This window comes from Streptomyces sp. NBC_01716 (assembly GCF_036248275.1).
GTDB lineage: Bacteria > Actinomycetota > Actinomycetes > Streptomycetales > Streptomycetaceae > Streptomyces.
This window is the reverse complement of record NZ_CP109181.1, coordinates 5,856,843-5,871,142: the sequence shown is the minus strand read 5'-3', so window position 1 is coordinate 5,871,142 and position 14,300 is coordinate 5,856,843. Positions and strand designations below refer to the sequence as shown.

General features: G+C 70.9%; 10 protein-coding genes. All 10 read left to right on the top strand.

The window, feature by feature from the left end:
- Window positions 1-79 precede the first annotated feature (79 nt).
- Entirely contained in the window at window positions 80-1,414 is a 1,335-nt protein-coding gene (locus OIE74_RS25890; protein ID WP_329387599.1) for an ABC transporter substrate-binding protein, read from the top strand.
- A gap of 19 nt (window positions 1,415-1,433) precedes the next feature.
- Window positions 1,434-2,375, top strand: a complete 942-nt coding sequence (locus tag OIE74_RS25885; RefSeq protein WP_329387597.1) for a carbohydrate ABC transporter permease — start codon at window positions 1,434-1,436, stop codon at window positions 2,373-2,375.
- Window positions 2,376-2,377: 2 nt separating this feature from the next.
- Window positions 2,378-3,283 (top strand): carbohydrate ABC transporter permease, encoded by a 906-nt coding sequence (locus OIE74_RS25880; RefSeq protein WP_329387595.1) that lies wholly within the window; start codon window positions 2,378-2,380, stop codon window positions 3,281-3,283.
- Between the two features lie 9 nt (window positions 3,284-3,292).
- The gene (locus OIE74_RS25875; RefSeq protein WP_329387594.1) at window positions 3,293-4,567 is read left to right on the top strand and encodes a 6-phospho-beta-glucosidase; all 1,275 of its coding nucleotides are present in this window, start codon (window positions 3,293-3,295) and stop codon (window positions 4,565-4,567) included.
- Window positions 4,564-5,571, top strand: coding sequence for an N-acetylglucosamine kinase (locus OIE74_RS25870; RefSeq protein WP_329387592.1), 1,008 nt, complete (start codon window positions 4,564-4,566; stop codon window positions 5,569-5,571). The genes OIE74_RS25875 and OIE74_RS25870 overlap by 4 nt, the downstream gene beginning before the upstream one ends.
- Before the next feature lie 293 nt (window positions 5,572-5,864).
- Window positions 5,865-7,268 (top strand): hypothetical protein, encoded by a 1,404-nt coding sequence (locus tag OIE74_RS25865; protein WP_443076232.1) that lies wholly within the window; start codon window positions 5,865-5,867, stop codon window positions 7,266-7,268.
- A gap of 11 nt (window positions 7,269-7,279) precedes the next feature.
- Window positions 7,280-8,347, top strand: coding sequence for a glutamate ABC transporter substrate-binding protein (locus OIE74_RS25860; RefSeq protein WP_329387590.1), 1,068 nt, complete (start codon window positions 7,280-7,282; stop codon window positions 8,345-8,347).
- A gap of 106 nt (window positions 8,348-8,453) precedes the next feature.
- Window positions 8,454-9,782: a hypothetical protein gene (locus OIE74_RS25855; protein WP_329387589.1), complete on the top strand. Its 1,329-nt coding sequence runs from the start codon at window positions 8,454-8,456 to the stop codon at window positions 9,780-9,782.
- 61 nt (window positions 9,783-9,843) lie between these two features.
- Window positions 9,844-12,660 (top strand): serine/threonine-protein kinase, encoded by a 2,817-nt coding sequence (locus OIE74_RS25850; protein ID WP_329387587.1) that lies wholly within the window; start codon window positions 9,844-9,846, stop codon window positions 12,658-12,660.
- Between the two features lie 3 nt (window positions 12,661-12,663).
- Window positions 12,664-14,142 carry a PP2C family serine/threonine-protein phosphatase gene (locus OIE74_RS25845; protein WP_329387585.1) on the top strand — a complete coding sequence of 493 codons (1,479 nt, stop codon included), beginning with the start codon at window positions 12,664-12,666 and terminating at the stop codon, window positions 14,140-14,142.
- Window positions 14,143-14,300: the final 158 nt, after the last annotated feature.

Sequence of the window (14,300 nt, the reverse complement as noted above, 5' to 3'; positions counted from 1 at the left end):
GCGGCCTCCGAGCCCCCTCGACACCCGCACCATCCCTTTCAGGACCTTTCAGGACCCGAACGACACCGGGAGTTCCGTCATGCCCACAAACCGCCGTCTGACCGCTTCCGCCGTGGCGGTCGCCGCGCTGTCCGTCCTCGCCGCCGCGTGTACGGGGCAGTCCGGTGAATCCGCGTCGGACGACCCGAACGCCAAAACCACGATCACCTTCTGGCACGGCTGGAGCGCGCCCTCCGAGGTCAAGGCCATCAAGGACAACATCGACCGCTTCGAGGACGCCCACCCGAACATCAAGGTCGACGTCGTCGGCAACATCAACGACGACAAGCTCAACCAGGCGCTGCGCGCGGGCGGTTCGAAGGGCCCGGACGTCGTGTCGTCCTTCACCACCTCCAACGTGGGCAAGTTCTGCTCCTCCGGCGCCTTCGCCGATCTCGGACCCTTCATAAAGAAGGACAAGATCGACCTTGAGAAGACGTTCCCGAAGGTGCTGCTCCAGTACACCCAGTTCGAGGGCGACCGCTGCGCGCTGCCGCTGCTCAGCGACGCGTACGGGCTGTACTACAACAAGGACGCCTTCAAGGAGGCGGGCATCACGGCCCCGCCGAAGACGATGTCCGAACTGGCCGACGTCGCCAAGAAGCTCACCAAGCCCAAGGGCGACAGCTACGAGCGGGTCGGCATGATGCCGACGTACCACGGCTACGAGACGGTCGTGGACCACTACATGTCGAGCTGGGACCACGCCTACTTCGACAAGGACGGCAAGTCCAACATCGCCAAGGACCCGGCCTTCGCCGAGATGTTCACGTACCAGAAGAAGCTCGTCGAGGACCTCGGCGGCTTCGAGAAGCTGGAGAAGTTCCGCAGCGCCTTCGGTGACGAGTGGGGTGCCAAGCACCCCTTCCACACCGGCCAGGTCGCGATGCAGCTGGACGGCGAGTGGCGGCTCGGCATGGCCGAGGACGCCGGCGCCGACTTCGGGATAGGCGTGGCGCCGATGCCCGTCGCCGACGACGAGGCCGACAGCTACGGCAAGGGCTTCCTGTCCGGCACGATCATGGGCATCGCGCCGCAGAGCAAGAAGCAGAACGCCGCCTGGGAGCTGGTGAAGTACATGACCACCGACACGAAGGCGGTCGTGGAGTTCGCCAACGGCATCCGCAACGTGCCCTCCACGCTCCCCGCACTCAAGTCGCCCGACCTGGACTTCGACCCGCGCTTCAAGACGTTCCTCGACATCGCCCAGCACCCCAAGTCCAGCACCCCCGACGGCGCGATCAACGGCGCGACGTACCAGCAGACGCTCCAGGACTTCGGCTTCCAGTACGAGAAGGGCTCCGTGAAGGACCTCCAGGAGGGTCTGGAGAAGACGGCGAAGCAGATCGACCGCGACATCGAGCAGGCCAAGTAGCAGGCGGGGAAACCGGCTGATGTCCAGCAACACGCTCCGTTCGAAGCGGCGCAGGGGCGCGCTGCGAACGGTGGCGTTCATGTCGCCCTGGTTGATCGGGTTCTCGGTCTTCTTCGCGTATCCGCTCGTGTCGACCGTGTACTTCTCCTTCATGAAGTACGACGGTTTCAACTCCCCCGTCTGGAACGGGCTGGGGAACTGGTCGTACGTCTTCAGCGACTACCCGATGTTCTGGCCGTCGCTGCGCAACACCCTGTGGCTGGTCCTGGTCATGGTCGCCTGCCGGGTCCTGTTCGGTCTCGGTGTCGGCCTGCTGATCACCAAGATCAAGACGGGCACCGGGGTCTTCCGGACCCTGTTCTACCTGCCGTATCTGGCGCCGCCCGTCGCGGCGACGCTGGCCTTCGTGTTCCTCCTCAACCCCGGTACGGGGCCGGTCAACACGATCCTCGGCGATCTCGGACTGCCCACTCCGGGCTGGTTCAACGACGCCTCCTGGTCCAAGCCGGCGCTCACGGCGCTGGCGGTCTGGGGCATCGGCGACCTGATGGTGATCTTCATGGCCGCGCTGCTCGACGTACCGAAGGAGCAGTACGAGGCGGCCGAGCTGGACGGCGCGTCGTCCTGGCACCGGTTCCGGTTCGTGACGCTGCCGAACATCTCGCCGATCGTGCTGTTCGCCGTGGTCACCGGTGTGATCCAGGCGATGCAGTACTACACACAGCCCCTGGTCGCGGGCAAGGTCGCCTCCGGCGTCATCGGCGGCTCCGGCCAGCAGTTCGAGCCCGGCTATCCGGACAAGTCCACGCTGACCCTGCCGCAGCTCGTCTACAACCTCGGGTTCCAGCGCTTCGACTACGGCGCGGCCTGCGTCGTCGCGCTCGTCCTGTTCGCCCTGGCCATGGTCTTCACCGCGTTCCTGATGCGGCGTCGCGGCGGACTGATCGGAACGGGTGACTGACCATGACCCAGCAACTCCTGGACGCGCCCGGCCGGCCGGTGAAGGGGTCCGACGCGACGACACCGGCGGCCCGTACGGCGCGCCGCAAGGCGGTGCTGCACTGGATCGCCGTGCACGCGCTCGGTGTCGCGGCGGCGCTCTTCTTCGTGCTGCCGTTCGTCTTCCTCTTCCTCACCTCGGTGATGAGCGACCAGCAGGCGCTCACCCGCGACCTCACCCCGAACAGCTGGGAGTGGGGCAACTACGCCAAGGTCTTCGACACACCGGGCTTTCTGACCTGGTGGAAGAACACCCTGCTGTACGCGGGGCTCGGGACGCTGCTGTCGGTGCTCTCCTCGATCCCGGTGGCGTACGCGCTGGCCAAGTTCCGGTTCCGCGGGCGGCAGTTGTCGCTGATGCTCGTCATCTCGATGATGATGCTGCCGCCCCAGGTGATCATCATCCCGATGTATCTCTTCTGGGCGAAGCAGTTCGACCTGTCGGGCACTCTCTGGCCGCTGATCATCCCGATGGCGTTCGGCGACGCGTTCTCCATCTTCCTGCTGAGGCAGTTTCTGCTGACGATCCCCGACGAGTACCTGGACGCGGCGCGCGTGGACGGGTGCGGCGAGTTCCGTACGCTGCTCAGGATCGTCCTGCCGATGGCGAAACCGGGCATCGCCGCGGTGGCGCTGTTCCAGTTCTTCTACGCGTGGAACGACTACTTCGGGCCACAGATCTACGCGTCGGAGAACCCGGCCGCCTGGACGCTCAGTTACGGGCTGGAATCCTTCAAGGGCGCGCACCACACCGACTGGAATCTGACCATGGCCGCGACCGTACTGGTCATGGCCCCCGTGATCGTCGTCTTCTTCTTCGCACAGAAGGCCTTCGTCGAGGGCGTCACACTGACCGGAGTGAAGGGCTAGCAACAACACATGAAACTCGCAGTAGTGGGTGGCGGGTCCACCTATACACCTGAGTTGATCGACGGCTTCGCCCGGTTGAGGGACACGCTCCCGATCAGTGAACTCGTGCTCGTCGATCCGGCGGCCGACCGGCTGGAGCTGGTGGGCGGTCTCGCGCGGCGGATCTTCGCCAAGCAGGGGCACCCCGGCCGGATCGTCACCACGTCCGACCTGGACGAGGGCGTGGCCGGCGCCGATGCCGTCCTGCTCCAACTGCGCGTCGGCGGACAGGCCGCACGCCTGAAGGACGAGACCTGGCCGCTGGAGTGCGGCTGTGTCGGCCAGGAGACGACGGGCGCGGGCGGTCTCGCCAAAGCGCTGCGTACGGTCCCGGTCGTGCTGGACATCGCCGAGCGGGTGCGGCGCGCCAACCCGGACGCGTGGATCATCGACTTCACCAACCCGGTGGGGATCGTGACGCGCGCCCTGCTCCAGGCCGGGCACAAGGCGATCGGGCTGTGCAACGTCGCGATCGGCTTCCAGCGGAAGTTCGCGAAACTGCTGGACGTCGCCCCCTCGCAGGTCCATCTGGAGCATGTCGGGCTGAACCATCTGACGTGGGAGCGAAGCGTACGGCTCGGTGGCCCCGACGGCGAGGACGTGCTGCCGAAGCTGATCGCCGAGCACGGCGACACGATCGCCGCCGATCTGCGGCTGCCGCGCCGGGTGCTCGACACCCTCGGCGTGGTGCCCTCCTACTACCTGCGCTACTTCTACGCGCACGACGAGGTCGTCCGGGAGCTGGGCACCAAGCCGTCGCGGGCCGCGGAAGTGGCCGAGATGGAGAAGCAGTTGCTCGCCATGTACGGGGACCCGGCGCTGGACGAGAAGCCCGAGCTGCTGGCCAAGCGCGGCGGCGCCTTCTACAGCGAGGCCGCGGTCGATCTCGCCGCCTCGCTGCTGGGTGAGGCGGGCAGCGGCGGCAGCCCGGTGCAGGTGGTCAACACGTACAACAACGGCACGCTGCCGTTCCTCGCCGACGACGCGGTGATCGAGGTCCAGGCCAGGGTCGACGCCTCGGGCGCGACGCCGCTGGCCGTGCCGGAGCTCGACCCGCTCTACGCGGGGCTCGTCGCGAACGTCACCGCGTACGAGGACCTGGCGCTCCGGGCCGCGCTGCACGGTGGGCGCGACCGCGTCTACAAGGCGCTGCTGTCCCACCCGTTGATCGGTCAGTACGAGTACGCCGATGGCCTCACCGACCGGCTGATCGCGCACAACCGGGAGCACCTCGCGTGGGCGTGAGCCGTACCGAGCCGGCGGCGGGGCGCGGCAGCGTCCTGGCCGTCGACGCCGGGAACAGCAAGACCGATGTGACCGTCATCGGTGCGGACGGATATGTGCTCGGGGCGGCGCGCGGCGGTGGCTTCCAGCCGCCGGTCGTGGGCGTGGAGCCGGCGATCGACCGGCTCGCCGCGATCGTCGCCGACGCGGCGGCCGACGCCGGCCTCCGTACGGAGGGGATCGCCGGGCATGTCTCGGCGTGTCTGGCCAACGCCGATCTCCCGGTGGAGGAGCGGGAGTTGGCGTCGGCGGTGCAGCGGCGCGGCTGGGGACGCACCACAGAGGTGCGCAACGACACCTTCGCGATACTGCGTGCCGGGCTGCCGGGCGGCGCGGAACCGCGCGGGGTCGCCGTCGTGTGCGGCGCGGGCATCAACTGCGTGGGCATGCTGCCCGACGGACGTACGGCGCGCTTCCCCGCGATCGGACGGATCTCCGGTGACTGGGGCGGCGGCTCCGGGCTCTCCGAGGAGGCGCTGTGGTTCGCGGCGCGCGCCGAGGACGGGCGGGGCGAGCCGACGGAGCTGATGCGTACGGTGCCCGGGCACTTCGGCCTCGGCTCGGTGTACGAGCTGATCGAGGCGCTGCACCTGGGGCATGTCCCGCTCGGGCGCAGGCACGAGCTGGCGCCGGTCCTCTTCGCGACCAGCGCGGCGGGTGACGCGGTGGCCAGGTCGCTGGTCGACCGGCTCGCCGCCGAGGTCGTGGCGCTCGCGGGAGTGGCGCTGGAGCGGCTGGGGCTGCTGGACGAGGAGGTTCCGGTGCTGCTGGGCGGCAGTGTGCTGGCCGCCAGGCACCCGCAGCTGGACGACGGGATCCGGGAACTGCTCGCGGCCCGCGCGCCGAAGGCCGTGGTGGGGGTGGTGACGGCACCGCCGGTGCTGGGCGCCGGGCTGCTGGGGCTGGATCACACCGGCGCGCCGCCGCACGCGCACGCCAGGCTGCGGGCGCACTACGACGCCTGACGCGGGGACAGACGCGCGCCGGTGCCGGGGCGGCGCCGGAGCGCGTACGGCCCGCCGACCCGTGATCGGACCCTCGCGGGCCCTCGCGAATGGGAACCGATCACGGGTCCCTGACGTATTCAATGGGGGGAGCACGGCAGGGGGATCGTGCTCCGCCGGCACGCTTGGTCAGCACAAGATCGCGTCAAGGCTTGTGTGGATGCCGGTCCCTGCGGCCATACTGCTGGCCGGGAGCCGTCCCTCCGTCCGCCGAGGGGCGCGACGCCGCCGTCAGTGACCGAGGGGGAGGTCAAGTGACATACCCGCCGAACGTGCGCACAGCGCCTGTTCCGGCGCCGACGCACGCGCCCGCGCAGTCGGCTCCACCGCCCGCGCCGCCGCCGCCCGCGCGGCACGGTGCCTGGGCGGAGATCAGGGAGCGCCTGCGCGCGGCGGCGACGACGGAGCCCGGCCGGCTCCAGATCATCGGGGCCGTCCTGGCCCTGCTCGTCGTGGTGTTCGGGGCGGTGACTGCTTTGCAGGTCGCCGACCGGGCCTCCGCCGCCGAGGACGTCGTCGGCCGCAGCCAGCCACTGAGCGCGGACGCGGCGAACATCTACCGCTCGCTCGCGGACGCCGACACGGCCGCGGCGAGCGGCTTCCTGGCGGGCGCGCAGGAGCCCGCGACCGTACAGAAGCGGTACAGGGACGACATCGACACCGCCTCCAGGCTGCTGATCAAGGCCGCGACGAACACCGACAGCACCAGCGACTCCGGCCGCCAGATCGCCACGCTCAACGAGCGACTCCCGCGCTACACGGGCCTGATCGAGCGCGCGCGGGCCAACAACCGGCAGGGGCTGCCGCTCGGCGGCGCCTATCTGCGGTACGCCAACCAGCAGATGGCGAAGGAGATCCTGCCGGCGGCCGAGAAGCTGTACGCGTCGGAGACGGCCCGGCTCGACCAGGACACCGACAGCGCCCGGGTGTGGCCGTTCCTGGCCCTCGGCGCCGGCGTGGTCGCCCTCGGTTTCCTGGCCTGGGCGCAGCGCCGTAACTACGAGCGGACGAACAGGGTGTTCAACCACGGGCTGCTGGCGGCGACGGCCGCCTCCACCGTGGTGCTGCTGTGGCTCGCGGTGGGGCACACGGTCGCCCGCACGGACCTGAACAACGCCAACGCGCACGGCCAGGCGTCGCTGAAGGTCCTCAACGACGCCCGGATCAGCTCGCTGAAGGCACGGGCGAACGAGAATCTGACCCTGGTCGCGCGCGGCGCCGTCCTCACCAAGGACGGCAAGAGCGACCAGTACGAGACGGACCATCTGAGCGACATGAAGTCCCTCGGCACGGCGCTGGAGGACGCGCGGAAGCTCGCCGACGACGAGGCGGGGGCCCGGCCGGTCGGCCAGGCACGCACGGCGGCCACCGAGTGGCAGAAGCGGCACAAGTCGGCGAACGACACCGACAAGGCCGGTGACTACGAAGGCGCCCTGGCGAAGGTCATCGGCGACAAGGACTCGACAGGACAGTCCTTCGACCAGGTGGACAAGGCGCTCGCGAAGGCGATCGAGCACGAGCAGAAGGAGTTCACCGACTCCGCCGAGGGCGGGCGCGACGCGCTGACCGGCCTGGCGATCGGTGCGGTCGTGCTGGCCCTGCTGGGCGCGGTCGGCGCGATCCTCGGCATCAACCGCAGGCTTTCGGAGTACCGGTGACAGGGGGAGGAATGACAACCGACGCCACGGACACCAACGCGCCGCGCGAGCCGTACGGGTCGCCGGAGACCGTACGGCGACAGGCCGGCCGCCGCACGGGAGTCACGATCGCCGCCGCCGTCGCTCTGACGGCGACGCTCGCCCTGCTGCCGCTCTCGCGCGACAGCCGGACGCACGACGGGCGGGAGCCGCAGGAGGTCGCCGCCGAGGCCGCGCCCGGGGCCGCGGCGGCTCCCGAGTGCGACGAACCGGAGCGCAGCCTGCGGCCGTCCTCCGCCGACGGACCGAGCATCGACCGCATCAAGGCACGCGGCGATCTGATCGTGGGCATCGACCAGAACAGCTTCCGCTGGGGCTACCGCGATCCCGCGAGCAGCACCATCGAGGGCTTCGACATCGACCTCGCGCGGGCCATCGCCGACGACATCCTCGGCTCCCCCGACAACATCATCTTCCGTGCCATCCCCACCAACCAGCGGGTCGGCGCCCTGGAGAACGAAACGGTCGACCTGGTCGTGCGGACCATGACGATCAACTGCGCGCGGATCGAGCAGGTCGCCTTCTCCACCGCCTACTTCCAGGCCGGCCAGCAGGTGCTCGCGCCCAAGGACTCGGACATCACGGGGTACGACGAGTCACTGTCCGGCAAGCGCGTCTGCTCGGCGGAGGGCTCGACGGCGTACGACCAGCTGGCGGAGAAGTCGTTCGGCGCGACGTTCAAGGACGAGGGCGACGACACCGACCGGGACGAGGACAAGCTGACGGTGCCGAACCAGCTGGACTGTCTGGTACGGCTCCAGATGGGCGAGGTCGACGCGGTCGTCACGGACAACGCGCTCGCGGCCGGCCAGGCGGCCCAGGACCCGGCGGTGGAGCTGGTGGGCGAGCCGTTCACCGAGGAGTACTACGGCGTCGCGGCCAAGCTCGGCAACGACGACCTGGTACGCCGGGTCAACCAGGTCCTGGTGGAGTACCGCGCGGGCGGTGCCAACAGCCTCTGGATGAAGTCGTACAAGAAATGGCTCGAAGCCGGACTGCCCGGCATAACCGCGCCGCCCGCGGCGAAGTACAAGGACTGAGGATGGGGTAGCGAGAGCTGAGGGGTCAGCCCCCGGAACGACGAACGACGACCGACGACCGCGCACCGGTGACGGAAGCGGTCAGGGCAGAGCGGAGAGGTGATCGATGGGCGACGCGGGCTCCTTCCCCGGATCGACGGGGAGGTCTGCCGGTCCGGCGATGGACCGGGACGAGGCGGACCGCGCCCTCGCGCGCCTCGGCGCCGAGCACGAGGCGATCGAGACGTCCCTGCTCGCCCTCCAGGACCACGCGGGCCGCCGGCTGCTCGAAGGGGCCGCCCTCAGCGGGGTCACCAAGGACCGCTGGGCCTCCACCGAGCAGACGGTCACTCTGCTGTGGAACTACTTCGACGCCTACTCCGCCGCCCTGCGCGGTGCCCGTGAGGCCCGTGCCCGGCTGCGGTGGCTCAACCAGCAGGATCTGGTGGACCTGACCGAGAAGCTGCGGGGCCCCAGCGTCACGGTCGCGGGCTCCGCCACCGCCGCCACCTCGATCACGGGGCCGGCGAAGCTCTCCGAGCAGTTCACGCTCGCCGAGCTGGTCGCGCGGATGAACGAGCTGTACGCGCAGTCGCTGGACATGGTCGTGGCATCGGACTCCGTCTGGTCGGCGCTGCCCGCGCGGATAGATCTGCTGGCCGCCGAGCTGAACCGGACCCGTTCGCTGGCGCACTCCGCCGGGGTCCGGCCCGGTGAGCACCCGGCGGGTGACGAGCTGGAGGCGATCACCGACGAGCTGAGCACGCTGCGCGCCCAGGTGATCTCCGATCCGCTGGCCTTCTGGCAGCCGGTGCACGGCAGTTCGGCGCCCGGCGGCGGCAGGCCCGACACCGAGCGCTACGACCGGGCGGCCCGCGCACTGGAGGACGTACGCCGGGAGATCGACGCGGTACTGACGGTGCGTCAGGACTCGGAGGCGCGGCTGCTGCGGCTTCGGGACGTGCTGTCGCGCGCCGACCGTACGCTCACCGAGGCCCGCTCCGCGCGCGGCGAGGTGCTGGCGAAGATCGCCGCCTCCGAGGTGCCCGCGGTGAGCGGGCCGCCGACGGCGCTCCAGGAGCGGCTGTCGACGGCGGCCGAGTACCGCAGACACGCGCAGTGGCACCGTCTCTCGCCGCTGCTGGAGTCCCTGGAGCGGGAGGCCGAGGACGAACTGCACCGGGCCCGCGAGTCGTTGACGGCTGTCACGGCGCCGCTCGCGGTCCGGGCCGAGCTGCGGGGCAGGCTCGACGCGTACAAGGCGAAGATGGCCCGGCACGGGCTCGCCGAGGACATGATGCTGACCGAGCGCTACGACGCGGCCCGCCGGATGCTGTGGAGCGCGCCGTGCGATCTGCGCGTGGCCGAGCAGGCGGTGCTGCGTTACCAGCAGGCGGCGGCCGAGGCACTGGCCCAGCGGCAGTCCGGGCCCACCGACCGCAGGGGGCACGTGTGAGCACCGATGGACCGGTGGCCGATGGAGCAGTCGACAGCAAGCCGAGCGAGCGGGGGGACCGATGAGCGGGACGAGGAGATGTCAGCGCCCCGGTTGTGAGGGGTCGTACGAGGACATGGGCGGCGGTGAGCTGTACTGCGACACCTGCGGTCTGGCCCCGGTCGTCTCGCCGACCGGCATGCTGTCGTCGCCGCCCACGGGGATCACCGGCGGCGGCAGGGAGAGCAAGTCGAGCGGCAGGGGCAGTGGTTCGGCGCGCAGCGGTTCGTCCCGGTCCTCCTCGCGTGCCTCCTCACGCTCGTCGACGTCACGGCGTTCGGTCTCGGGGCGGCTGTCGCGTTCGCTCTCCGGCCGGCTCTCCAGCCGGTCGGTCTCGGTCCGCAGCTCCGGCGCCGCCACCGGCACATCGGCGCGCAACCGGCTGGGGGCGGGCCTCGTCTCCGTACCGGACGTGCCGAAGCCCGATCCGCGCTCGGCGGTGATGGCGAGCCCCGAGGTCCCGGAGCGCAAGCGGTACTGCTCGCGGTCCGACTGCGGTGCGCCGGTGGGCCGTTCGCGCGGTGAGCGGCCGGGGCGTACGGAAGGGTTCTGCACCAAGTGCGGCCACCCGTACTCGTTCACGCCGAAGCTGAGCGAGGGCGACGTCGTCCACGGGCAGTACCAGGTCGCGGGCTGTCTGGCGCACGGCGGTCTGGGCTGGATCTATCTCGCCGTCGACCGCGCGGTCTCCAACCGCTGGGTGGTCCTCAAGGGCCTGCTCGACACGGGTGACCAGGACGCCATGGAGGCGGCGATCTCGGAGCGGCGCTTCCTCGCCGAGATCGAGCACTCCAACATCGTCCGTATCTACAACTTCGTGGAACATCTCGACCAGCGCACCGGCTCCATGGACGGCTACATCGTCATGGAGTACGTGGGCGGCAAGGCGCTCAAGGAGATCGCCAACGAGCGGCGCTCCCCCGACGGCAAGCGTGACCCGCTGCCGGTCGAGCAGGCGTGCGCGTACGGCATCGAGGCGCTGGAGGCCCTCGGGCATCTGCACAGCCGCAATCTCCTCTACTGCGACTTCAAGGTCGACAACGCGATCCAGTCGGAGGACCAGCTCAAGCTCATCGACATGGGCGCGGTCCGCAGGATGGACGACGAGGAGTCGGCGATCTACGGCACCGTCGGCTATCAGGCACCGGAGGTCGCCGAGGTCGGCCCGTCGGTGGCCTCCGACCTGTATACGGTCGCGCGCACGCTCGCGGTGCTGACGTTCGACTTCCAGGGGTACACGAACGTGTTCGTGGACTCCCTGCCGGACCCGGACAACATCGACGTGTTCCGGACGTACGAGTCGTTCTACCGGCTGCTGGTGCGGGCGACCGACCCCGATCCGGCGCGGCGGTTCGCCTCCGCGCAGGAGATGGCCGAGCAGCTGACCGGTGTGCTGCGCGAGGTCGTGGCGCTCCAGACGGGGCGTCCGCGGCCGGCGCTGTCGACCCAGTTCGGTACGGAACCGCGGGTCACGGACACGCAGTTGTTCGCCGAGACCGGGCAGGACGTCTCGCGGCTGGGGGTCCGGCCGGAGCCGGTGCGGGCGGGTCTGTTCTGGCGCCGCGACAAGTCCGCGCAGTCCCCGGGAAGCGCGAACGGCACCGCGCACGCCTCCTTGGGAGGCTCCGCCGCCCCCTCCTCGCTGCCGCCGGGCGCAGGCGGGTACGCGGGCACGGGCGTACCGGCACCGCTGCCCGGCCACCCGGCGATCCAGCCGCCTCCGGCCCCCTTCGGGTCACCGCCCCCGCTCCCGCCCGGCGCCCCGCAGGGCGGCGTCCCGGCACCCCGGAGCGGTCCGGGAGCGGGCGCCCCCGGTGCCCCCGTCCCCGGCCACCCCGGCGTCCCCGCCATGGAATCCGTCGAGACCGGCGCTCCGCTCGCGCGCATCGACGCGCCCGCCACGGCGCTGGCGCTGCCGGTGCCCCGGGTCGACGCGAAAGACCCGAACGCCGGCTTCCTCGCCGGACTGATGGCGTCCGCGCCCGCCGAGCTGATCTCCGCGCTGGCGGAGGCGCCCGCCGACTCCGTCGAGCGCCGGCTGCGTGAGCTGCGCGCCCGCCTGGAGATGGGTGAACTGGTCACGGCCTCCGAGGCGTTGACGGAGCTGGAGGCGCGCCACGCCGACGACTGGCGGGTCGTCTGGTACCGGGGCATCGCCTCGCTGGTGACCGGTGAGAACGAGATCGCCGCGCTCTCCTTCGACGCGATATACGACGCGTTCCCGGGCGAGGCCGCGCCGAAGCTGGCGCTCGGAGTCTGCGCCGAGGTGCTGGGCCAGCTCGACAACGCGGCCGAGTACTACCGCCTCGTATGGATGACGGACCCGAGCTATGTCAGCGCCGCGTTCGGACTCGCCCGGGTGCAGAACGCGTCGGGGGACCGGATCGGAGCCGTACGGACACTGGAGTCGGTCCCCGAGGCGTCGATCCACTACACGGCGGCCAGGATCGCGGCCGTACGGTCGCGGCTGCGCCGCCGTGACCTGCGCGCACAGTCGCCGCTCGCCCTGCCGGGAGCCATGCCCGACACACCGCTGATCGACGATCTGAGAGCGGCGGCCGACCAGGTTTCGCGGCTGGGCCAGTTCGGTCTGGACGCGATGCGCCGCGAGCAGTTGTCGACGGAGGTTCTGGGCACGGCTCTGGACTGGGTACTCTCCGGTGGTCCGGGGAATCAGCCCGGACAGACCTCGCTGCTCGGCAGTGAACTGGACGAGCGTGGTCTGCGCTTGGGACTGGAGCGCTCGTACCGGGTGCTCGCCCGGCTCGCTCAGCGTGGCGAGGAGAGGATCGACCTGGTGGAGCGGGCCAACCGCTTCCGCCCCCGGACGTGGGTGTGAGTGATGTCGCAGATGCACCAGCCGACAGCCCTTTCGCGGTGTCCCGGTTGCGAGGAGCCGCTGGAGTCGGGCGACCTGTTCTGCGGTGCGTGCGGGTACGACCTGTCGGCCGTACCCCCGCCGCCGGACGACCACCCCACGATCGTCATCAACGGCGCCCCGGCGTCGGCCGGGACGTCTTCGGGCGCAGCCCCTTCCGCGCCTGCCTCGGGCGCCGTCGACTGGCCGAGCGCCGCCCGGACCGACGGCACGGCCCCGGCCGCGCCGGTGCATCTGCCCGGTGAGCTGCCGGGGCTGGACTCCGCCGGGGTGCCGCTGTCCGGTCACACGTCGGCCGGGTACGGGTCCGTGCCGCCACCCGCGCACGCCCCGCCCGCCCCACCCGCTTCGCCCGCTCCCGCCGGTGACTTCGAGCTGCCCGCGCCCGCGGGCGTACCGGCACCGGCGATGCCCGCCGGTGCACCGCCCTCGGTACCCCATGTCACGGACCCGCCCCCGGCCGACCCCGCCGACCCCCGTACGGCGCCGCCCGCCGTCCCGGCCGGCACGAAGCTCTGCGTGGCCTGCCGCGCCGGCCATGTCGACACCGACGGCTACTGCGAGAACTGCGGTCACGCCCAGCCGCGCGAACGCGACCATCTGGAGCAGGAGTTGGACGCCGTGGCGGCGGTCAGCGACCGCGGGCTTCGCCACCACCGCAACGAGGACGCGTTCGCCGTGTCCTCGGCCGCCCTGCCGGACGGTTCGCCGGCCGTCATCGCGATCGTCTGCGACGGCGTGTCGTCGGCGACCCGCCCCGACGAGGCGTCGGCGGCTGCCTCCTCGGCCGCCAACGAGCTGCTGCTCGCGACGCTGCCGCGCGGTACGCACCCCCAGCAGGCGATGCACGAGGCGATCGTGGCCGCCGCCGAGGCCGTCAACCTCCTTGCCGCCAGGCCGGGTCGGGACGACGGTCACGAAGCGGCGCACCGCGCGCAGAACGCGCCGGCGTGCACGATCGTCGGCGCGGTCGTGGCGAGCGGGCTGCTGGTCATCGGCTGGGTCGGCGACAGCCGCGCCTACTGGGTCCCCGACGACCGCACGGCACCGCCCGCCCGGCTGACCGAGGACGACTCCTGGGCCGCCCAGATGGTCGCGGCGGGCCTGATGAACGAGGCGGAGGCGTACGCGGACGAGCGCGCGCACGCCATCACCGGCTGGCTCGGCGCCGACGCGTACGAACTCGAACCGCACACGGCGTCCTTCAAACCGGACCGTTCCGGTGTCGTGGTGGTGTGCACGGACGGCCTGTGGAACTACGCGGAGAGCCCGCAGGAAATGGCTCGGGCCCTTCCGCCCGACGCCGCCCAACAGCCCCTGCGCAGCGCCCAGGTGCTGGTCGGACACGCGCTCGACGGTGGGGGCCACGACAACGTAACAGTGGCCCTGCTGCCGTTCGCCGTACCACAGCAAGGGGCAGGATCCGCCTACAGCACGGCCTGAGCACCCCACTGCCCGGACCCACTGCCCGGACCACCGGCGGGACCCGGCGGCCATGGACGGGAGCCCGGTCCGATCCCGGGAGTCCGCCCGCCCGTTGTCCCGCTGTCCCTACTCATGTCTTCTGAACTTTTTGCCAGTGGAGCGTCAAGGAGCCGATA

Excerpts from the sequence above, each read along its gene's own strand:
- OIE74_RS25845 (WP_329387585.1), top strand. The coding sequence starts at position 12,664 with ATGTCGCAGATGCACCAGCCGACAGCCCTTTCGCGGTGTCCCGGTTGC.
- OIE74_RS25850 (WP_329387587.1), top strand. The coding sequence starts at position 9,844 with ATGAGCGGGACGAGGAGATGTCAGCGCCCCGGTTGTGAGGGGTCGTAC.
- OIE74_RS25860 (WP_329387590.1), top strand. The coding sequence starts at position 7,280 with ATGACAACCGACGCCACGGACACCAACGCGCCGCGCGAGCCGTACGGG.
- OIE74_RS25880 (WP_329387595.1), top strand. The coding sequence starts at position 2,378 with ATGACCCAGCAACTCCTGGACGCGCCCGGCCGGCCGGTGAAGGGGTCC.
- OIE74_RS25890 (WP_329387599.1), top strand. The coding sequence starts at position 80 with ATGCCCACAAACCGCCGTCTGACCGCTTCCGCCGTGGCGGTCGCCGCG.
- OIE74_RS25875 (WP_329387594.1), top strand. The coding sequence starts at position 3,293 with ATGAAACTCGCAGTAGTGGGTGGCGGGTCCACCTATACACCTGAGTTG.
- OIE74_RS25855 (WP_329387589.1), top strand. The coding sequence starts at position 8,454 with ATGGGCGACGCGGGCTCCTTCCCCGGATCGACGGGGAGGTCTGCCGGT.
- OIE74_RS25885 (WP_329387597.1), top strand. The coding sequence starts at position 1,434 with ATGTCCAGCAACACGCTCCGTTCGAAGCGGCGCAGGGGCGCGCTGCGA.